The sequence below is a fragment of the Actinomadura sp. WMMB 499 genome (genome assembly GCF_008824145.1).
In the GTDB taxonomy this organism is placed as follows: domain Bacteria; phylum Actinomycetota; class Actinomycetes; order Streptosporangiales; family Streptosporangiaceae; genus Spirillospora.
Genome location: NZ_CP044407.1, coordinates 1,494,211 through 1,514,075 on the forward strand (window position 1 = coordinate 1,494,211; position 19,865 = coordinate 1,514,075).

The window sequence follows — 19,865 nt, forward strand, 5'->3', positions numbered from 1 at the left end:
CTGTCGTCGTTCACGTTCCCGCTGACGATCACGGGCGCGTCGGTGGCGCTGCCGGACATCCGGGACGATCTGGGCGCCGGGCTCACCGCGTCGCAGTGGGTGATCACGGGGTACAACGCGTGCTTCGCGAGTTTCCTGGTCGCGATGGGATCGCTGGCCGACGTGGCGGGGCGGCGGCGGATCTTCGCCGGGGGCGTCGCGGTGTTCTGCGCGACGGGCCTGGCCGCGGCGGCGTCCCAGGACGTCCTGACGCTCAACGCGGTGCGGGCGCTCGGCGGCATGGGGGCCGCGGCGGCGGCGACCGCCGGCTCGGCGATCCTGGCGGCGACGTTCCACGGGGCGGCGCGGGTGCGGGCGTTCGGGCTGCTCGGGACCGTGCTCGGCATGGGGCTGGCGTTCGGGCCGACGGTCGGCGGGGTGCTGGTGGAGACGCTGGGCTGGCGGGCCGCGTTCGGGGTGCCCGCAGCGGTCGCGGGGCTGGTGCTGGTGCTCGTCCCGCGGCTGCCGGCCGCGCGGGCCGGTGCCGGGCGCCGGATCGACTGGGCGGGCGCGGTGCTGTTCACGTCCGCGCTGCTGGCGCTGATCACCTCGATCGTGGAGGGCGGCGAGCGCGGCTTCGGCGGCCCGCTCGTCGCGGGCGGGTTCGTCGCGGCGGCGGTGCTGGCGGCGGCGTTCGTGGCCGTCGAGCGGCGGACCGGCGACCCGATGTTCGAGCTCGGGCTGCTGGGGAACCGGCACTTCTCGTCGTACGCGGTGGCGGCCGGGTCGATCGTGTTCGTGCTGGTGCCGCTGCTGGTGTACCTGCCGTCGTACCTCATCTCCGTGGTGGGGCTGGACGCCGGGGAGGCGGGCGCGTGGCTGCTGATGCTCACCGCGCCGACCGTGCTGCTGCCCATGGCGGGGACGGCGCTCGCCAAGCGGATGCCGACGGGGCCCTTGGTGGCCGGGTCGGTGGCGGTGACCGGGGTGGGCGCGCTGCTGCTCGTGACGATCGGGCCGGGCAGCACGCCGGGGTCGCTGGCCGTCCCGCTGGCGCTGACCGGGGCCGGGTTCGGGCTGTCCACCGGGCTGCTGGACGGGCTGGCGGTGACCGCGGTCCGGCCCGACCAGGCGGGGACGGCGTCCGGGATGTTCTCGACCGCGCGGCTGGCCACCGAGACGGTCGGGATCGCGGTGGTGGGCGCGGCACTCGCGGCGCTGAGCGGGGACCGGCTGACGGGTGCGCACTACACCGGCGCGCTGCGGACGGTGTGCGTGGCGCTCGCGCTGTTCTCGGCCGTCGCGACGGTGTGCGTGCTCGCGCTGTCACGGAAACCTGCCGGGCGCGGCGCGGCGGCGGGTGGTTGACTGTCCGGGTGCATACCGAGACCCCCCGGTCCGAGCGGTCCGCGCTGTTCGCCCGGCTCGTCGAGATCGGCGGTGGTTCGCCCGGCGACGGTTCGCCCGGCGCCGCCGAGACGCTCTACGACCGGCACGGCGTGCTGGTGGTGCGGGTCGGGGACGTCGCGGTGAAGGCGCACCAGCCCGACCGGGAACTCGGCCCGGAGTTCGGCGAGCGGATCCGGCTCGCGGCGGCGCTGCCGGGCATCCTGCTCGGCCCGGACGGCCCGCCGGTCGACGCGGGCGGCCGGACGGTGACCGTCGCCCCGTACGGGAAACCGGTGGACCCGGCCCGCGAACTGCCCTGGGAGGACGGGGCGCGGCTGCTCGCCGCCCTGCACCGGGTGCCGGTCCCGGACGGGGCGCCGTCCTGGGGACGTCCTGAGCGGGTCGCGCGGCTGGTGGGGCGGCTCGGGGACGGGCCCGCCGAGGACGCGGTGCGGCGCGCGTTCGCCGGGCTGCCCGCGTGGATCCGCGGGGAGGAGCCGGAGCCGCCCCGCCCGGTGGAGCGGATCGTGCACGGCGACTGGCACCTCGGGCAGATGGTCCGGCCGCGGGACGGCGGCTGGCGCCTCATCGACATCGAGGACCTGGGGCGCGGCGACCCCGCCTGGGACCTCGCGCGCCCGGCGGCGCTGTACTGCGGCGGCGTCCTGGACCCGGCCGATTGGGAGCGGTTCCTGGGCGCCTACCGGGCCGCCGGGGGCCCGGCCGTCCCGGCGGACGGCGACCCGTGGACGAACCTGGAGGTACCCGCCCGAAGTCTTGCGATCCAAATCGCCGCGACGTGCGTCCAATCCGCAAGGAAGGACGATCGGCCGCTGGACGGCCCCGAAGAGGCGATGATCGACGCCTGCAGGAGAATGGCCAGCACCGGAATCGGCGGAGAACCGGCATGACGTGACGGGGAACCTGCCTTAGATTTACCCTCTACCTGGGGTTCCTTAACGAAGGGATGGTAAGGCGATGCACTGCCCTAAGTGCCGTGGCGTGATGCGGACCTACACGCGGAGCGGCGTCCACATCGAGCAATGTGACGCGTGCCGGGGCATCTTCCTCGACTACGGCGAGCTGGAGGCCCTCGGCCAGATGGAGGCCCAGTACCGGGCCGCGCCGCCGGCCGCCCCGGCCGCGCCGGCGACCCCGGGTTGGAGCGCGCCCGCGGCGGCGCCGCAGGTGCACCACCACCACCATGGCGGGCACCACCACCGTCCCTACGGCGGCGGCGTGTTCCACATGCTGTTCTCCACCTGACGCCCGCGAACGGCGACGGCCGTGCGGCCCGCCCCCGCGAGGAGGCGGCGACCGCACGGCCGCTTTTCGTGCGTCCGGCGGGCCGGAGCCGGGGTCAGAGCCGGGGGTCGACGGGCTCGGACTCCAGCGCCAGCACCGCGAAGACCGCCTGGTGCACCCGCCACAGCGGCTCCCGGCCGGCGAGCCGGTCGAGCGCCTCGACGCCGAGCGCGTGCTCGCGCATCGCGAGGGACCGCTTGCGGCCGAGGGACCGGCCGCGCAGCCGCTCCAGGTTCTCCGGCTCGGTGTAGTCGGGGCCGTAGATGATCCGCAGGTACTCGCGGCCCCGGCACTTGGTCCCCGGCTGGATCTTCGCGTCGTCGGGGAGCGGGCCGAGCGGCTTGACGACCATACCCTCGCCGCCCGCGGCGGTGAGCTTCTCCCACCACTCCACGACGGCCGCGTCCGCGTCCGGCGCGGTCAGGTCGGCCACGAGCGAGCCGGTCCGGCGGACGAACCCCGACGGGTCGGCGCCCGCGAGCCGTCCCGCGACCTCCATGTGCCAGTCGTGGTCGCGGGCCGTCGCCCACGCGCGGCCCTCCCCGCGAGGACCTGGAACGGCGCGATGCCGAGCCCGCCGAGCCCGTCCGCCTCCACGTCCCAGCAGTAGCGGGCGTAGGCGTCGCGGAAGCGGTCGGCGTTCGCGGCGCGCCGGTCGATGTGCCCGCGCAGCCCGCCGAGGTCGAGACCGCGCGCCTCGGCGCGCGCCAGCAGGTCCGCCGCCACCGGCAGGGACGCGCGGGCGGCCGCGCCGGTCGCGGCGTACTGGACGCGGATGAGGTCCATCGCCTTCGCCGACCACGGCAGCAGCTCGCAGTCCAGCGCGAGCCAGCCGGTGCCGAGCTCGTCCCACAGCCCGGCGGCGCCGATCGCGGCGCGCAGCCGGGCGAGGGCCTCGTCCGTCCGGGCCGGGTCGCGGAAGAACGCCCGGCCGGTGCGGGTGTAGAGGGCGCCGGTCGTGCCGTCGTCGACGCCGAACCGCTCGGCGGCGACGGACGCGTCGCGGCACACCACCGCGACCGCCCGCGAGCCCATGTGCTTCTCCTCGCACACGACCCGCACGACGCCCTTGTCACGGTAGGCGGCGAGCGCCTCGGCCGGGTGCTCCAGGTATCCGGGCAGCGGCGACGTCTCGGCGGGCGCCATCGTGGGCGGCAGGTAGACGAGCCAGCGCGGGTCGACCGCGAACCGGCTCATCACCTCCAGCGCCGCGAGGGCGTTCTCCTCCCGGACGGTGACGCGCCCCATCATCCGCGTCTGGACGCCCGTGTTGTCCATGACGTCCTTGATCTGCAGGAAGTCGCTCTCGCGCTGCCCGCCCGCGACCGCGCTCCCGGACGCCGCCGCGAGCGGACGGACCGGCTCGTACCAGGTCTCGCGCGCCGGGACGGCGAACAGCTCGCGCTCGGGATAGCGGAGCGCGGTCAGGCGGCCGCCGAAGACGGCGCCGGTGTCGAGGCAGATCGTGTTGTTGATCCACTCGGCGTCCGGGACCGGGGTGTGCCCGTACACGACCATCGCCTTGCCCCGGTAGTCGCGCGCCCACGGGTACCGGACGGGCAGCCCGTAGTCGTCCGTCTCGCCCGTCGTGTCCCCGTAGAGGGCGAACGACCGGACGCGCCCGGACGCGCGGCCGTGGTAGTCCTCCTTCAGGCCCGCGTGGGCGACGACGAGGTTCCCGCCGTCCAGGACGTAGTGGCTGATGAGGCCGTCCATGAACCGCAGCGCGGCGTCGCGGAACTCCGCCGGCTCGCGCGCGAGCTGCTCCAGCGACTCGGCGAGGCCGTGCGCGACCCGCACCTTCCGGCCGCGCAGCGCCTTGGCGAGCTTGGCCTCGTGGTTGCCGGCGACGCACAGCGCCTGCCCGGCCTCGACCATGCCCATCGCGAGCCGCAGGACGCCCGGGGTGTCGGGTCCCCGGTCGACGAGGTCGCCGACGAACACCGCCGTCCGCCCGCCCGGATGGTTCGCGCCGGCGGCGCGCCCGTCCGCGTCGTACTCGATCTCGTAGCCGAGGCCCGCGAGCAGGTCCTCGAGTTCGGCGCGGCAGCCGTGCACGTCGCCGATGACGTCGAACGGGCCGGTCAGGTCGCGCCGGTCGTTCCACGGCTTCTCGTAGGCGACGGTGGCGGCGTCGATCTCCGCGACTCCCGCCAGCACGTACGCGCGGCGGAACTCGCGGCCGAGCGTCCGCAGGCCGCGGCGCAGCTCGCGGCGCTGCCGCGGCAGCACGTGCGCGGGGAGGTCCGCGCGGTCGGGGCGGGCGGCGTTGCGCTCGGCGGCGACGCTCTCCGGCACGTCCAGGACGATCGCCGCCGACAGCACGTTGTGCTCCTTGGCGAGCGCGATGAGCTGCTGCCGCGCCTTGGCCTGCACGTTCGTGGCGTCCACGACGGTCAGCAGGCCGCGCCGCAGCCGGGTGCCGACGATGTAGTGCAGCAGGTCGAACGCGTCGCCGGTGGCCGCCTGGTCGTTCTCGTCGTCGGACACGACGCCGCGGCAGAAGTCGGACGACACGATCTGCGTCGGCTTGAAGTGCTTGCGGGCGAAGTGCGACTTGCCGGAGCCGGACACGCCGACCAGCACGACGAGGCCCATCTCCGGGAGCCGGATCTCACGGCCGGTCATTTGGTGAAGACTCCCATCTGCGTCGGGGCGCCGACCTCGGGGTCGTCGTCGCCGACCGGAACGTGGCGGACGCGGTAGCCGTGCGCCGCGGCGACGCGGTCGGCCCAGGCGCGGAACTCGGCGCGCGTCCACTCGAACCGGTGGTCGGGGTGCCGCATCGCGCCGGGCGCCAGCCCCTCGTAGCGGACGTTGTGCTCGGCGTTCGGCGTCGTCACCACGACGACGCGGGGCGCGGCGTGCCCGAACACCACCTTCTCGACGGCGCCGAGGCGCGGCGGGTCGATGTGCTCGACGACCTCCATCAGCACCGCCGCGTCGTAGCCGCCGAACCGGTCGTCGGCGTAGGTGAGGGCGCCCTGGAACAGGTCGCCGACCCGGTCGCGGGCGCGCGACGGGCCCGGACGGTCCAGGCGCAGCCGGCGGCGCGCGTGCTCGACGGCGCGGAACGACACGTCCGCTCCCGCGACCGCGGTGAACGAGCCGTCCTTGAGCAGCCGCGCCAGCAGCTTGCCCGAGCCGCAGCCGAGGTCGATGACGCTGCCCGCGCCCTCCTCGCGCAGCACGTCCGTCACCGCGCGGATGCGCCGTTCGGCCAGCGACGCCCGCGGCTCCTCCTCGGCCGCCTCCGCGTTCCCGCCGCTCCCGTCGTTCTCGGCGTTCTCTCGGCTGCCGGCGTGCTCGGCGCCCTCGGGGCCCGCCGCCGCGTGCTCGCCGTCCGCGGGCGGCTCCTCCTCGATCTCGACGGGGTCGAGCGCCTCCTCGGGGGCGTCCTCGGCGTCGGCCAGCCGACCCAGCGCCGCCCGGACGAGCGTGCGGCGGTTCGCCAGGTACCGGCGGGTGATCGCGCCGCGGTCGGGGTGCGCCGCGAGCCATCCCTCGCCCGCCCGGATCAGCTTGTCGACCTCGTCGGACGCGACCCAGTAGTGCTTGGCGTCGTCCAGGACGGGCAGCAGCACGTACAGCTGGTTCAGCGCGTCGGACAGCCGGACGGTCCCGGTGAGCGTCAGCGTCACGTACCGCGAGTCGCCCCACGAGGGGAACCCGGGGTCCAGCGGGACGGGCTCCGCCGACACCGTCCAGCCGAGCGGGCCGAAGAACCGCTCGGCCTGCCCGGGGCCGCCGCGGCACGGCAGCGCCGGCAGCGTGATCTCCAGCGGGATCGGCGTCCCCGCCAGTTCGGGGCGCAGGTCGCAGCGCCCCCGCATGGCGGTGCGGTACACGTTCGCCATCGCCGACGCGAGCAGCGACGACGCCGCGTACGGCCGGTCGTTGACGAACTGGCCGAGGGAGAAGTCCGGCGTGCCTCTGCCGCGCGTGCGGACGAGCTTGACCGGGTCGACGTCGAGCAGCAGCGCGGCCGTGCAGCGCCGCTCGTCCGCCTCGGGATAGAGGACGTGCGCGGTGCCGTACGCCTGGTCGAACGTCTGGACCCGGTCGGGGTGCTTGTGCAGCAGGAAGCCCAGGTCGCTCGCGGGGCTCAGTGTCGTGGTGATCGTCAGAAGCACCCCCCAAGTGTGGCGCACCAGGGGGAACCTCCCGCATCCCGTTTTTCCGGTCAGGGCACGGACGGGCCCTTCACGAACGTCCCGTTCTCGTCGTAGGGCCAGGGGTTGGCCTCGCAGCCCTTCAGCCCGAAGATCTGCTGCATCATCACCGGCGCGGGCTTCCCCTTGCCGGGGCAGGTCATGTGGCCGAAGCCGAGCCGGTGCCCGACCTCGTGGTTGATGGTCAGCGCGTGGTACTCGTGCGGCCGGCCCTTGTAGTACTTGGTGAGCAGCAGCCAGCGCTTGAGGTTCACGACGACCTGCTTGCCCGCGCGGCAGTTGACCTCGCCCTCGGTGTCCATCCCGTACGCGGCGCACAGCTCGTCGGTGGTGCCGGGGGACGCCAGCTTCACGACGAAGTCGTGCGCGCCGGAGTCGACGCGCTGGAACGCCCACTCGCCCTTGGCGGTCCAGCCGCGCGGGTCGCCGAGGATGTCGTCGACCTCCGTCGCGAAGGCGTCCGCGTCCTGCTTGAGGCCGCCCTCCACGGCGACCATGTACCGCATGACCTCGCCGCCCTGCCCGGTCACGCCCGCCCCTTCGGCCACGCTGAACTTCCCGTTCCCCTTGGCGGGGATGTAGGGCGGGGCCGTGGTCGTCGGCGCGGCGCTCGGCGGCGCGCTCGCGGGCGCCGTCGCGCCGCCGCCGGGCTCGCCGCCCGGGTGGGGCGCGGCGTCCGCCCCGCCCGCGTTCCAGGCGGCCAGCGCGGTCGCGGCGGCGGCGCACGCCGCGACGAGCGCGACGCCGCCGACCGCCAGGCCGGCGATCCGGTTGCGCCGGGCGCCCGCGAACGCCCGGTCGAGTTCGTCCTCGAAGCCCTCGGTCGTCGCGGGTCCCGGTCCGTCGCCGTAGGGCGGCCCGACCGGATGGCCGTCCCGGCGCGTCCGCCGCGACGACCTCGACTCGGGGCCGGGCGGCTCGTCCGGCGGCGGCCCGGACCGCGGTCCGGACGGCGGCGGGTAATCGTGCGGGGGCTGATGCGGGGGCTGATGCGGAGGTTGCGCCCCGGCGTCCCCGGACGGGCGCGGGGGACGGCGGCGGGAGCGAGATCGTGGACGTTGCATAGCGTGCTCAGCATGCCAGATCTCGCTCGACAGGGGAGATCATTTCACGACAAGTCGCAGGTCAAGGCCGTGGGTCCGGATCAGCCGGGTTCCGGTGCGGTCACGGAGGGTAAGATCGCGGCCGCGAAAAGCGTTTGCGAACGTCACACCGGGCCATGACAATCCGGGACATCATGAGCAGACATCCACGCCGTTCCGTCGCCCGGGAGACCATCGCGATCATCGAGCGCGGCGAGTACACCGCCCCCTCCGGACGCACGGTCCCGGTCGCCGAGAGCATCGCGCGCGCCCGGCGCGGCACCGTCCTCTACCGGCCCGAGGAACTGGACGCTCTCCTCCGGACGGTCGCCGACGGCCCGGCCGGCGCGGGCACGCGCATCGAGGTCACCGGCGAGACGACCCTCGCGGCGGCCCGGCGGCTCGCCGCGCCGGGCGCGGTCCCGCTGGCGCTGAACTTCGCGTCCGCGAAGAACCCCGGCGGCGGCTTCCTCAACGGCGCGCACGCCCAGGAGGAGGGCCTCGCGCGCTCGTCCGCCCTGTACGCGTCGCTCACCTCGGCCCAGAGGTACTACGACTTCCACCGCGCGAACCGCGACCTGCTGTACAGCGACCACATGATCTACTCGCCGGGCGTCCCGGTGTTCCGCGACGACCAGGGCGGGCTGCTGGAGGAGCCCTACGAGATCGCGTTCCTGACGTCCCCGGCGCCGAACCGCGGCGCGATCCGCGACCCCGCGCAGGAGGCGCGGATCCCGGAGGTGCTGGACGTCCGCGCCCGCAAGGTGCTCGCGGCGGCGCTCGCGAACGGGCACCGGCGGATCGTGCTCGGCGCGTGGGGCTGCGGCGTGTTCCGCAACGACCCGGCCGAGGTCGCCGGGACGTTCGCCCGCGCGCTGGGGCCCGGCGGCGCGTTCGCGGACCGCTTCGAGCACGTCGTGTTCGCCGTCTGGGACACCGCCAAGGGCGCCCCCCGGCACGCCGCCTTCCAGCGCGTGTTCGGCTGACCCGGCGGGACGGCGCCGGGCGGCGGGACGGGCGGGGCGGCCCCGCCCGCCCCGCCGGGGCGCCGAGCGCGGGTCAGAGCTTGCCCATCACCTCGGACGCGATCAGCTCCAGGTGGTCGAGGTCGGACAGGTCGAGGACCTGCAGGTAGAGCCGCTCGGCGCCCAGCTCGCCGAACCGGCCGATCTTGTCGGCCAGCTCCTGCGGGGTGCCCGCGAGGCCGTTCTGCCGCAGCTCGTCCGGCTGCCGCCCGATCGCGTCCGCGCGGCGCCGCACCTCCGCCTCGTCCCGGCCGCAGCAGACGACCTGCGCGGCCGAGTACACCGGCGGGCGGGTCCGGCCCGCGTCCGCGCAGGCCGCGCGCACCCGCTCGAACGCCGCGCCGGTGTCCTCCAGCTGGTGGAACGGCACGTTGTACTCGTCGGCGTAGGTCGCGGCGAGGCGGGGCGTGCGCTTGGCACCGAACCCGCCGATCAGCACCGGCGGGCCGCCCGCCTGCGCGGGCTTGGGCAGCGCCGGGGAATCGGTGAGCGTGTAGTGCGCGCCGCTGAACGAGAACGTCTCGCCGGACGGCGTCCCCCACAGGCCCTTGCAGATCCGGAGCTGCTCCTCGAGCTTCTCGAACCGCTCGTTCAGGCTCGGGAACGGGATGCCGTAGTGGGCGTGCTCCTCCTCGAACCAGCCGGTGCCCAGACCGAAGTCGACGCGGCCGCCGCTCATCTGGTCGACCTGCGCGACGGAGATCGCGAGCGGGCCGGGGTAGCGGAACGTCGCGGCGGTCACCAGCGTGCCGAGGCGGATGCGGCTCGTCTCGCGGGCGAGGGCGCCGAGCGTGACCCACGAGTCGGTCGGGCCCGGCTCGCCCGTCACGTCGCCCATCTTGCTGTAGTGGTCCGAGCGGAAGAAGGCGTCGAAGCCCAGGTCCTCGGCCGCCTTCGCGACGGTCAGCAGTGTCTCGTATGTCGCCCCCTGCTGGGGCTCGGTGAAGATCCGTAGACGCATCCCTCCATCCTCGTACCCGGAGCGCACCGGTCGCGCCCCGGGTCGGTCCGGCACGCCGGCCGCGCGGCTGACCCGGTACCTCCCATTAGGCGAGCGGGTTCGTCTCCGGCGGCGCCGCGTTCCGCGCGCCGCCGTCGCCCTCGGCCGGGAACCACAGGACGAACGTGCTGCCCGCGCCCTCCGCCGAGAACAGCCGGACCTGGCCGTGGTGCGTCTCCACGATCTGCCGGACGATCGCGAGGCCGAGCCCGGTGCGGCGGTCGCCCGTGCCGCGGTCGCGGGCGCGGCGGTCCCGCGCGCCCCGGTAGAACCGGTCGAAGACGCGGTCCTGCTCGTGCGGGGCCAGGCCGGGGCCGGCGTCGCCGACCGCGATCCACAACCAGTTCCCGGCGGCCCCCGTCCCGATCGTGATCGACGTCCCCTCGGGGGCGAGCCGCACCGCGTTCGACAGCAGGTTCCCGACGGCGCGGCGCAGCGCGTCGTGGTCGCCGACCAGCACGAGACCGTCCCGGATCCGCGGCTCCAGAGTCAGCCGCCGGGCGGACGCGAGCGGGCCGAACTCCTCGGCGGCCTCCCGCGCGACGGCCGCGAGGTCGACGTCGGCGTCCTCCAGCGCGGGCGCCGAGCGGCGCGCGGTGGCCAGCAGGTCCTCGACGAGCCGCGTCATGCGGGTGGTCGCGCGGTCGACGACGTCCACGGCGCGGCTGCGGTCGGGCTCGTCCGCGTCGGGCGCGCTGAGCACGGTATCGAGGTTCGCGCGGATGATGGCGAGGGGGCTGCGCAGCTCGTGCGACGCGTCGTCGATCAGCCGCCGCTGCGCCTGGAACGCGCTGTCGAGCCGGTCGAGCATCGAGTCGACGGTGTCGGCCAGCTCGCGCAGCTCGTCGCGCGGCCCGGACAGCCGGATCCGGCGGGACAGGTCGGTCGCCTGGATCTCCTCGGCGGTGCGGGCGATCGCCCGGACCGGTTTCAGCGCCCGTCCCGACAGCACCCAGCCGATGCCGAGGCTGGCGACCAGCAGCCCGCCGAGCGTCCCGAGCGAGTAGTTGCGCAGCGTGCGGCGCGTCTCGTAGTTGACGGCCTGCTCCACCTGCTGCACCTTGACGACCTCGACGTCCCCGAACCGCACGCCGCCGACGTACTTCTGGGCCTGGTAGGTCTCGGTGATCGGCTGCGCCTCGGTGCTGCGGACGACCGCGAGGTAGGTCCCGCCGAGGACGAGAGCGGTCACGGCGAACAGCAGCGTCGAGTACAGCACGGTCAGGCGGAACCGGATCGAGTGGACGAACCCCGGCAGCCGGGGGCGGCGCGGCCGCCGCGGGCCGGGCGCGCGCATCACGCCCCCTCCCGTCCGGCGGGCTCGCGGAGCCGGTAGCCGTGCCGGACGACCGTCTCGATCAGCGGGTCCGCGTCGTCCCCGGCGAGCTTGCGGCGCAGCGTCCCGACCGTGACCCGCACCGTGTTCGTGAACGGGTCGGCGTTCTCGTCCCAGACGTGCTCGAGGAGGTCCTCGGGCGACACGACCTGGCCGGGCCTGCTCATCAGGTACCGCAGCACCGCGAACTCCTTCGGGGAGAGGTTGAGCCGCCGCCCGGCGCGGGACGCCTCGCGGCGGCCGGTGTCCAGCCGCAGCTCGCCGACGGTCCACACCGCCGACCCGCCGCCGCTGTCGCGCCGCAGCAGCGCCCGCACCCGCGCCAGCAGCTCCGGGAACGCGAACGGCTTCACCAGGTAGTCGTCGGCGCCCTCGTCGAGGCCGCGGACCCGGTCGGCGAGCCTGTCCCGCGCGGTCAGCATGAGGATCCGCAGGTCGGGGCCGCTCTCCCCGTCCAGTTCCCCGGCCCGGACGGCGCGGCACAGCTCGAAGCCGTCGCCGTCCGGCAGGTTCAGGTCCAGGATCATCAGGTCGTAGCACGCCGCGTACAGCTTCTGCGACGCCTCGTTCACGTCGTACGCCACGTCCACCGCGTAGTCCGCACGGACCAGGCCGTACCGGAGCGCCTCGACGAGGTCTTCCTCGTCCTCCACCACGAGCACCCGCATGGCGTGACGTTATCCTCCCTCCACTACCGGGTTCGCCCCGGTTTCAGCCGATGATGCGGCGGACGCCGTCCACCGCCCGGTCCGCCGGGATCGCGAACCCGATGCCGATCGACCCGCCGCCGCGCACGGTCGCGATGGCGGTGTTGACCCCGATGACCTCGCCGCGCGCGTTCACCAGCGGCCCGCCCGAGTTGCCCGGGTTGATGGACGCGTCGGTCTGCAGGGCGAGCTGCCGCTCGCGGGGCCCGAGCCGCACCTCGCGGCGCGGCGCGCTGACGACCCCGGCGGTCACCGTCCCGGCCAGCCCGAGCGGCGAGCCGACCGCCAGCACCGGGTCGCCGACCCGCGCGTCGGCGGACCGGCCGAACGTCAGCGGCGCCGGGGCGTCGCCCGCCGGGACCGACAGCACCGCGAGATCGTTCGCGGTGTCGGAGCCGACGACCCGCGCGGTCAGCCGGCGCCGGTCCGGCAGCACCACGGTGACCTCGCCGCTGCCGTCCACGACGTGCGCGTTCGTCAGGATGTGACCGGCCCCGTCGATGACGAACCCGGACCCGCCGCTGCGCCCGCTGCCCGCCCGGACCTCGACCTGCACGACGCTGGGCAGGACGCGCGCCGCGACGCCGGACAGGTCGCCCGCGCCGTCCACCGGCCCGCCCGCCGACTGCGTCACCACCGACGTCCCGCCGTCCCGGGTGAGCGCGGCGCCGGCCGTCCCGGCCAGCCCGCCGGTGATCGCCGCCGCGACGATCGCGGTCACGACCACGCCGCGCGGGCGCCGTCCCGTCCGTCCGGCGGGCGGCGGAACCGTGTCCGGGGCCTGCGCCGCGGCCGGGGCGACGGGCGGCCACAGCGGCGCGGGCGGCGGGGGCGCGTGCGGGGGCGGCGCGAAGTCCGGGCCGTGCGGCTCGCCCAGCCCGACGCGGGCGTCGCCGCCGTATCTTCCGTGCTCCATGTCGAACTCCCTCGTGGGATGGGCTCGTGCGGTCAGGGGATGCGGGATCAGGGGATGCGGGAGAACCACAGCAGGGACGCCAGCGCCGCGACGCACGCGGCCACCAGGCCCGCCCCGACGAACCAGGCCCAGACCTCGCGCTGCTCGGTGCGGTACCCGACGGTGCTGCCGATGTCGGCGTAGACCTCCCGCAGCTCGTCGCCGCTCGCCGCCTCGTAGTACCCGCCGCCGGTCTGCTGCGCGAGCAGTTCCAGCGCGGGCCCGTCCACCGGCACCGGCAGCGCCGTCCCGTTCTGGTAGATCACGCCCTCGGCGGTGCCGTAGGCGATCGTCGAGACCGGCACCCCGGCCCGCACCGCCCGCTGCGCGGCCTCCTCCGGGCCGCGCCCGGCGGTGTTCGTGCCGTCGGAGAGCAGCACGACGTGCGCGGGCGGCGCCGCCTCGCCGTACTGCGCCCCGAAGTCGGTGATCGCCTGCAGCGAGGAGAACACCCCCTCGCCGATCGCGGTGCGCGGGCCCAGCGCCAGCCGGTCCACGCCGGACCGGACGGCGCCGCGGTCCGTCGTCGGCGGGACCGCCACGGTCGCCGAACCGGCGAACGCGACGAGCCCGACGTTGAACCGTCCGGGCAGCCCCTCCAGGAACGCGCGGGCGGCGCGCTGCGCGGCGGTCAGCCGGTCGGGATCGACGTCCTCCGCCTCCATCGAGCTCGACACGTCCACCGCCAGCATGATCGTCGCCTGCTCGCGCGGCACCTCCACGTCCGCCGCCGGGCGCGCGAAGGCGGTGACGAACAGGCCCATCATCAGCAGGAACGCCGCCGCCGGGACGTGCCGACGCCAGCCGGGCCGCAGCGGCGCCACCTTCTCCAGCAGCGCGAGGTTGGTGAACCGGGCCGCGTACCGGCCGCGGCGCAGCTGCATCACGACGTAGGCGGCGGCGAGCCCGGCGAGCGCGATCGCCAGGAACAGCCGCTCGGGTGCGAGGAACGTCACGCGACACCTCCGGGGACCGGTCCGGGCGCCGCCGTGGCGAGGCGGCGCTGCGCCATGACGTGCCGGGCGATGTCGCGCACCCAGTCCCCGTCGGTGCGCAGCCGCAGGTGGGCCGCGCCCGCCCGGCGCAGCCCGTCCGCGATCGCGGCGCGCTGCTCCGCGGCGGCGGCCGCGTACCGCTCCCGCAGCCGGCGGCTCGCCGTCGGCACGTCCCGCCGCCGCCCCGACTCGGGATCGACGACCGTGAGCACCCCGACGTCGGGCAGCGTCAGCTCGCGCGGATCGACGACCTCGACCGCGAGGACCTGGTGGTGCACGGCCAGCAGCCGCAGCGCGCGCTCCCAGCTCGCCGGAGGCTCGAGGAAGTCCGAGACGACGACCGCGAGGCCGCGGCGCGTCCCGGCGGTGCGGCGCAGCAGGTCCGCGCCCGCGCCGAGGGACGCGCCGTCCGCCCCGTCCTGCCGGGTGCGCGGCGCCTCCAGCAGCGCCCGCAGCAGCGCCAGCAGGTGCGGGCGGCCGGTCCGGGGCGGGACGAGCCGCGCCCCGGACCCGCCGACGACCTGTGCGCCGATCCGGTTGCCGGTGCGGTCGGTGAGGAAGCCGACGGCCGCGACCGCCGCGACCGCCAGGTCGCGCTTCTCGACCCGTCCGGTGCCGAAGTCCATGCTCGCGGTCGCGTCGACCAGCGCCCACGTCTCCAGCTCCCGGTCGGCGACCCGGTCCCGGACGTGCGGCGCGGCCGTCCGGGCGGTCAGCGACCAGTCCATCGCGCGGACGTCGTCGCCCGGCGCGTACTCGCGTCCCTCCGCGGGCTCGGAGCCGGGCCCGGGGACCAGGCCGAGGTGGTCGCCCTGCAGCAGCCCGTCCAGCCGCCGCGCGATGACGATCTCCAGCCGCCGCAGCGCCTGCTCGGGCGCGAGGTCGCGGAGCCGTGGGGTGGCGGTCACGCGGCCCGACCCCCCTCCGCCGTGCCGAGCCCGTCCACGCCCGGGTCGCCCTCCCGCGGCGCCAGCCGCGGCTGCGGGACGACCGCCGCGATCCGCTCGACGATCGCGCGCGGCGCCACCTCGTCGGCCAGCGCGTCGAACGACGGGACGAGCCGGTGCGCGAGGACGTCCCCGCACAGGTCGCGGACGTCGGCGGGCAGCACGTAGTCGCGGCCCCGCAGCAGCGCCAGCGCCCGGCCCGCCGCGACGAGCCCGAGCGTCCCGCGCGGACCCGCCCCGTAGGTGAGCAGCCGCGCCAGCTCGGGCGCCCCGTACCGGGCGGGGTCCCGGGTCGCGCCGATCAGCCGTACCGCGTACCGGGCGATCTCGTCGTGCACGAACACCGCCTCCGCCGCCCGCCGGAGCTCCACCAGCCGCGGCGGGTCCAGCAGCGCGGACGCCGCGGGCGGGTCGACGCTCATCCGGTAGAGGATCGCCAGCTCCTCCTCCTCGGAGGGGTAGCCGACGTCGATCTTCAGCAGGAACCGGTCGCGCTGGGCCTCCGGCAGCCGGTACACGCCCTCGGACTCGATCGGGTTCTGCGTGGCCAGCACCAGGAACGGGTCCGGCACCGGCAGGGTCCGGCCGCCGATGCTGACCTGCCGCTCCCCCATCACCTCGAGCAGCGCGGACTGCACCTTCGCGGGCGCCCGGTTGATCTCGTCCGCCAGCACGACGTTCGCCATCACCGGGCCCGGCTCGACGTCGAACGCCTCCTCCGACGGCCGGTAGATGCGCGTCCCGACGATGTCGGACGGCACGAGGTCGGGGGTGAACTGCAGGCGGGCGAACGAGCCCCCGACGACCGTCGCGAGGGTCTGCGCGGCAAGCGTCTTCGCGACGCCCGGCACCCCCTCCAGCAGGCAGTGGCCGCCCGCCAGGACCGCGACGAGCATCCGCTCGACCATCCTGTCCTGCCCGACGATGACCCGTTTCGTCTCGAACAGGAGCCGTTCCGTCAGCGCCGCCGCCCCCGCGGGCGGCCCGCCCGGGCCCTGCTGGGCCCGGGCGGTGTCGTGGAGGCTCATCGCGGGTCCGCGGCCGGGGACGTGCCGCCCTTGTCCGGGCAGTCCTCGGCGGCGCCGCCCGCCCCGCCCCCGGGCGACGCCGCGTACCCGGCCGGCACCGCGCCCGCCGGGTCACCGTGCTCGACGATGCGCAGCTCCGTGCGCGGCGCGTCGTCCCCCGCGAAGGCCATCCCGCCGGCGGCGAACGCGGCCGCCCCGGCCGCACCCGCCGCCACCATCGTGATCTTGATGCGCCTGGTGAGCGTCATGCTCGTCCCTCCGTTCGTCCCGGGCCCGTCCGGACCCGACGGGGACGATCACACCAGGGCGCGGCGAAAGCGGACTTAAAGAGTCGCGGCCTCCACCCGGGACGCCGCGGCGACCCGGACCACCGGGAAGGCCGCCGTGTCGCGGGCCTTGCCCCAGGTCACGGCGCCCCGCACCGCGATCTCGCGGCGCGGCACGGCCCGCGCGGACACCTTCGCCCGGAAAGCGCCCCGGACCTTCTCGCCCGGCTTCACCTTGCCGAGCTCGCAGGCGACCTTCCGCCCGTCGGCCTCGCATCCCCTGCCGTGCACGAACTCCAGCGACGCGGGGAGCGTCGCCCGGAACACCGCGCGGGCCGCCCTCTTCCCGCCCTTCGGCGTGACGGCGAACGACCAGGCGTACGTCCCGCCGGGCGCGACGTCCCGCTCGGGCGCGTCCGTCCGGAGCACCACCCTCCTCTTCTCCTTCTTGCGCGGTTTCGGCGCCTCCTTCTTGGGCGGTTTCGGCGCCTCCCGCGCCGAGACCGGCCCCGCGACCGCCCCGGCGAGCGGCACCGCGACCACCAGCGGCACCGCCGCCAGCACCGCCGCCAGCCCCCTGACCTTCAGCACGATTCCCTCCCTGACCTGCGAACCTGCATGATCAGCTCCGTTGTAAGCGATCATCGTGCCGGCGGCCAGCGCCGGGTCGGCGTGTCGTCACCGTCAGTGATGTGACCGGTTCGCCGGCCTCAACCGCGATGAACCTCCGGATTAGGCTGCGACGAAACGGACGGACCCTGTTGAATCGACTTGTTAGATCCGTTGAGTCCACCGTTGACCGAGTGCTCCCGCACCCCCTGGAGGGGCCACATGGCCGTCTTCGGCGTCGACTACGCCTGGGGCCGTCCCGGCGTCGCCGCGCTCAAGAGCGCCGGGGCGAAGTTCGCCTGCCGCTACGTGTCGCACGACAGGACCGGCAAGAACCTGAGCCGCGCCGAGGCCGACGAACTCTCCGCCGCCGGCATCCGGCTCGTCGTCGTCTGGGAGACCAGCGCCGCGCGGGCCCTGGACGGCCGCGCCGCCGGGGCGGCCGACGCCCGCGACGCCGCGGCGCAGGCCGCCGACTGCGGGATGCCCGGCGACCGCCCGATCTACTTCGCCGTCGACTTCGACGCGTCCGCCGACCAGCAGCCCGAGATCGACGCGTACTTCGACGGTGTCGCGTCCGTCCTCGGCCGGGACCGGACCGGCATGTACGGCGGGTACGGGCCGGTCAACCGCGCCTTCGACGCCGGGAAGATCGCCTTCGGGTGGCAGACGTACGCGTGGTCCGGCGGAAGGTGGGACGAGCGCGCGCAGCTGCGGCAGTACTCCAACGGGCACACCCTCAACGGCGTGTCGATCGACTACAACCGGGCGGTCGCGGGCGACTACGGGCAGTGGCTCGCCGGGGAGTCGCCCGACGCGCCCGGATACGTGTCGGTCGGCGCGACCGCCGCCCAGCGGCTCGAACCCGCCGCGTGGACGACCGTGAGCTGGGACGTCGACTACGCCGACGCCGACCACCAGCACTGGGACCGGGGCGGCCCGAGCATCCTGAACGGCCCCGCCCGCTACGCGCTGACCGCCGCAGTGACGATCGACGGTGTCGCCCCCGGCACCCGCCTGCAGGCCCGCGCGATCGAGGTGCACGAGGACGACACCGCCAAGTTCGACGCGGGCCCCGTCCAGGAGTTCGCGGCGTCCCGCGCCGACGTCCACGTCCTGTACTCGCTCGCGGCCGACACCGTCGGCGACGCCCGCCGCGTCCGGTTCCAGGTCGTCCAGCACGGCACCGCCCCGGCGACCCTCACCGGCGGCAGCGCCAAGCTGCTCTTCTGGCGGTACTAGCTCCGGGCGCGCGGGGCGTCCCGCGCCTCCCTCATGTTCCGGATCAGCGCCGTCGACTTGCCCGCCAGCACGGCCGCGACGTAGCGATCGAACACCGGCACGCGCGCCAGCCGCAGCGCGGCACGGCGCAGCCCGAGCTGGAACGGCGACGCGGGCAGGAACCAGCGCGCGGCGGACCGGCCGGCCTTCTGCTTCTCCTCCACCACCGGCCGCCACAGCTCCTCGTACCGCGCCAGCGCCCGGCCGACCGGTTCCCCGCGGGCCAGCAGGTCGGCCAGCAGGTACGCGCCGGCGATGCCCAGCGACGCGCCCTGCCCGGCCAGCAGGGACACCGCGTGGCAGGCGTCGCCGGCGAGCACGACACGCCCGCTGCTCCAGCGAGGCATGATGATCTGTGCCACCTGGTCGTAGTAGATCTCCCCGGCCGGGGGCATCGCGGCCAGCGCGGTGGGCGCGACCCAGCCGAGATCACCGTAGGCGGCGCGGACGGCGCCCGCGACGTCGTCGGGCGGCCGCCGGTCGGCGGTGCGGTGCACGGCGAACGCGGCGACGCGGCCGCGCTCGGCGTCCGCGCCGCGCAGCGCGTAGAAGCCCATCTGGCGGCCGACCGTGTCGGTGAGGTACGCCCGCCCCTCGATGCGCGCGTGCACCTCCGGTGCGTCGAACGTGAACGCGGCGGTGTGGAACCCGAGGTGGCGCAGGTACCGTGACTCGTCCCCGAACACCTGCCGGCGGACGGTCGAGTGGACGCCGTCGGCGCCGACGAGCAGGTCGGCCTCCAGGGCGGTTCCGTCCTCCAGCGTCACCCGGACCCCGTCGTCCCGCGCGTCCACCGCGGCCGGGCCGGTGCCGAACCGGAGTTCGACGTCCGGCGGCAGCGCCTCCCGCAGCACCCGTTCGAGGTCCGGCCGCATGAGGTTCAGCAGCGGACCGGCGGCGAACTGTGCCGGTTCCACCGCGGCGCGGCGCCGGCCGCGCTCGTCCACGAAGACCGCTTCGGCGACCGGGTACGCGAGCCGCTCGACGCGGGGCAGCAACCCCATCGCCGCGACGGCGTCGTACCCCGGCCCGAAAAAGTCGATCATGTAACCCTGGGCGCGGGGCCCGGGGGCGCGTTCCAGCACGACCGCCTCGCCGCCGAGCGCCGAGATCCGGTTCGCGAGCGCCAGCCCGGTGAGCCCGGCCCCGCACACGAGCACCTTCATCGCCCCTCCCCTCCCGCGACGAGCCGGCGCAGGACGGACGCCATGGCGGCGCGGTCGCCCGCGTCGCCGCCCGAGCCGATCCCGCGGTGCAGGAGCAGACCGTCCATCGCGGCCGTCAGCACGGCGGCCGTGGCGTCCGGGTCGGGCACCCCGCGCTCGTCCAGCAGCCGGCCGAGCCGGCGCCGGTACGCCGCGAGCACCTCGCGGATCCGGGCGCGCAGCTCCGGGTCCCGGGTGGCCGCGAGGCACGCCTCGATCGACAGCAGCGACGCGGGATCGTCGCCGGTGTACCGGTCGACCGAGCCGAGCAGGGCGTCGATCGCCTCGCCGGCCGTCCGGACCCCGTCCAGCGCGGCCTCCGCCTCGGCCAGCACCCCGCGCAGGAAGCCGGCGACGGCCTCGTTCAGCAGCACCGCGAGCGACGGGTAGTGGTAATGGACCACGCTCGGCGTCACGCCCGCGCGCTCGGCGAGGGTCCGCGTGCTCACCGCCGTCCACCCCCGCTCGGGGATCAGCTCGATCGCGGCGGCCAGGAGGCGCCGCCGCACCTCCTGGCCGCGTGCCGCCGCCGGTCGCGTCACTGCGCACCTCCATAACTAGGGCGATCGTCCTGTACGACCGTC

General features: G+C 75.5%; 18 protein-coding genes and 1 pseudogene. 5 read left to right on the forward strand and 14 right to left on the reverse strand.

All coding sequences use genetic code 11. The features are described 5' to 3' along the window. Window positions 1-42 precede the first annotated feature (42 nt). From F7P10_RS06495 to F7P10_RS06505, 3 genes are all read left to right on the forward strand, one after another. The gene (locus F7P10_RS06495) at window positions 43-1,347 is read left to right on the forward strand and encodes an MFS transporter (RefSeq protein ID WP_254716452.1); all 1,305 of its coding nucleotides are present in this window, start codon (window positions 43-45) and stop codon (window positions 1,345-1,347) included. Window positions 1,348-1,355: 8 nt separating this feature from the next. Beyond that, the gene (locus F7P10_RS06500; protein WP_151008522.1) at window positions 1,356-2,279 is read left to right on the forward strand and encodes a phosphotransferase family protein; all 924 of its coding nucleotides are present in this window, start codon (window positions 1,356-1,358) and stop codon (window positions 2,277-2,279) included. Window positions 2,280-2,373: 94 nt separating this feature from the next. After that, on the forward strand, window positions 2,374-2,634 hold the full coding sequence (locus F7P10_RS06505; RefSeq protein ID WP_254716453.1) for a zf-TFIIB domain-containing protein: 261 nt from the start codon (window positions 2,374-2,376) through the stop codon (window positions 2,632-2,634). Window positions 2,635-2,728: 94 nt separating this feature from the next. Here F7P10_RS06505 and F7P10_RS06510 read toward each other — a convergent pair. The 3 genes and pseudogenes from F7P10_RS06510 to F7P10_RS06520 all read right to left on the reverse strand — a co-directional run bounded on the left by F7P10_RS06510 (window position 2,729) and on the right by F7P10_RS06520 (window position 7,909). Continuing rightward, window positions 2,729-5,301 (reverse strand): annotated as a pseudogene (locus tag F7P10_RS06510) (polynucleotide kinase-phosphatase). Next, on the reverse strand, window positions 5,298-6,806 hold the full coding sequence (locus tag F7P10_RS06515) for a 3' terminal RNA ribose 2'-O-methyltransferase Hen1 (RefSeq protein WP_151008524.1): 1,509 nt from the start codon (window positions 6,804-6,806) through the stop codon (window positions 5,298-5,300). Before F7P10_RS06515 ends, F7P10_RS06510 begins: the two are co-directional and overlap by 4 nt. Before the next feature lie 50 nt (window positions 6,807-6,856). After that, entirely contained in the window at window positions 6,857-7,909 is a 1,053-nt protein-coding gene (locus F7P10_RS06520; protein ID WP_151008525.1) for a DUF3152 domain-containing protein, read from the reverse strand. A gap of 173 nt (window positions 7,910-8,082) precedes the next feature. Between F7P10_RS06520 and F7P10_RS06525 the strand changes: the two genes are divergently transcribed. Beyond that, on the forward strand, window positions 8,083-8,913 hold the full coding sequence (locus F7P10_RS06525; RefSeq protein ID WP_151008526.1) for a TIGR02452 family protein: 831 nt from the start codon (window positions 8,083-8,085) through the stop codon (window positions 8,911-8,913). A gap of 73 nt (window positions 8,914-8,986) precedes the next feature. Here the strand turns inward: F7P10_RS06525 and F7P10_RS06530 are convergent, their stop codons facing one another. The 9 genes from F7P10_RS06530 to F7P10_RS42045 all read right to left on the reverse strand — a co-directional run bounded on the left by F7P10_RS06530 (window position 8,987) and on the right by F7P10_RS42045 (window position 16,777). Continuing rightward, on the reverse strand, window positions 8,987-9,913 hold the full coding sequence (locus F7P10_RS06530; RefSeq protein WP_151008527.1) for an LLM class F420-dependent oxidoreductase: 927 nt from the start codon (window positions 9,911-9,913) through the stop codon (window positions 8,987-8,989). Between the two features lie 85 nt (window positions 9,914-9,998). Then, complete coding sequence (locus tag F7P10_RS06535; protein WP_151008528.1) at window positions 9,999-11,249, reverse strand: cell wall metabolism sensor histidine kinase WalK; 1,251 nt, start codon at window positions 11,247-11,249, stop codon at window positions 9,999-10,001. Beyond that, on the reverse strand, window positions 11,249-11,956 hold the full coding sequence (locus F7P10_RS06540; protein WP_176611325.1) for a response regulator transcription factor: 708 nt from the start codon (window positions 11,954-11,956) through the stop codon (window positions 11,249-11,251). The genes F7P10_RS06535 and F7P10_RS06540 overlap by 1 nt, the downstream gene beginning before the upstream one ends. 43 nt (window positions 11,957-11,999) lie before the next feature. Continuing rightward, window positions 12,000-12,911, reverse strand: a complete 912-nt coding sequence (locus F7P10_RS06545) for a S1C family serine protease (protein WP_151008529.1) — start codon at window positions 12,909-12,911, stop codon at window positions 12,000-12,002. 47 nt (window positions 12,912-12,958) lie between these two features. Continuing rightward, on the reverse strand, window positions 12,959-13,906 hold the full coding sequence (locus F7P10_RS06550) for a VWA domain-containing protein (RefSeq protein WP_151008530.1): 948 nt from the start codon (window positions 13,904-13,906) through the stop codon (window positions 12,959-12,961). Then, complete coding sequence (locus F7P10_RS06555; protein WP_151008531.1) at window positions 13,903-14,853, reverse strand: DUF58 domain-containing protein; 951 nt, start codon at window positions 14,851-14,853, stop codon at window positions 13,903-13,905. Before F7P10_RS06555 ends, F7P10_RS06550 begins: the two co-directional genes overlap by 4 nt. Next, complete coding sequence (locus tag F7P10_RS06560; RefSeq protein WP_151008532.1) at window positions 14,850-15,920, reverse strand: MoxR family ATPase; 1,071 nt, start codon at window positions 15,918-15,920, stop codon at window positions 14,850-14,852. The genes F7P10_RS06555 and F7P10_RS06560 overlap by 4 nt, the downstream gene beginning before the upstream one ends. After that, window positions 15,917-16,168: a hypothetical protein gene (locus F7P10_RS06565; protein ID WP_151008533.1), complete on the reverse strand. Its 252-nt coding sequence runs from the start codon at window positions 16,166-16,168 to the stop codon at window positions 15,917-15,919. The genes F7P10_RS06560 and F7P10_RS06565 overlap by 4 nt, the downstream gene beginning before the upstream one ends. A 75-nt stretch (window positions 16,169-16,243) precedes the next feature. Next, window positions 16,244-16,777 (reverse strand): hypothetical protein, encoded by a 534-nt coding sequence (locus F7P10_RS42045; RefSeq protein ID WP_176611326.1) that lies wholly within the window; start codon window positions 16,775-16,777, stop codon window positions 16,244-16,246. A gap of 240 nt (window positions 16,778-17,017) precedes the next feature. On the opposite strand from F7P10_RS42045, the gene F7P10_RS06575 reads away from it, so the two are divergent. After that, entirely contained in the window at window positions 17,018-18,037 is a 1,020-nt protein-coding gene (locus F7P10_RS06575; RefSeq protein WP_151008534.1) for a glycoside hydrolase domain-containing protein, read from the forward strand. Here the strand turns inward: F7P10_RS06575 and F7P10_RS06580 are convergent. Further along, complete coding sequence (locus F7P10_RS06580) at window positions 18,034-19,242, reverse strand: FAD-dependent monooxygenase (RefSeq protein WP_151008535.1); 1,209 nt, start codon at window positions 19,240-19,242, stop codon at window positions 18,034-18,036. The genes F7P10_RS06575 and F7P10_RS06580 overlap by 4 nt on opposite strands. Continuing rightward, window positions 19,239-19,823: a TetR/AcrR family transcriptional regulator gene (locus F7P10_RS06585; protein WP_218040398.1), complete on the reverse strand. Its 585-nt coding sequence runs from the start codon at window positions 19,821-19,823 to the stop codon at window positions 19,239-19,241. Before F7P10_RS06585 ends, F7P10_RS06580 begins: the two co-directional genes overlap by 4 nt. Between the last annotated feature and the right edge of the window lie 42 nt (window positions 19,824-19,865).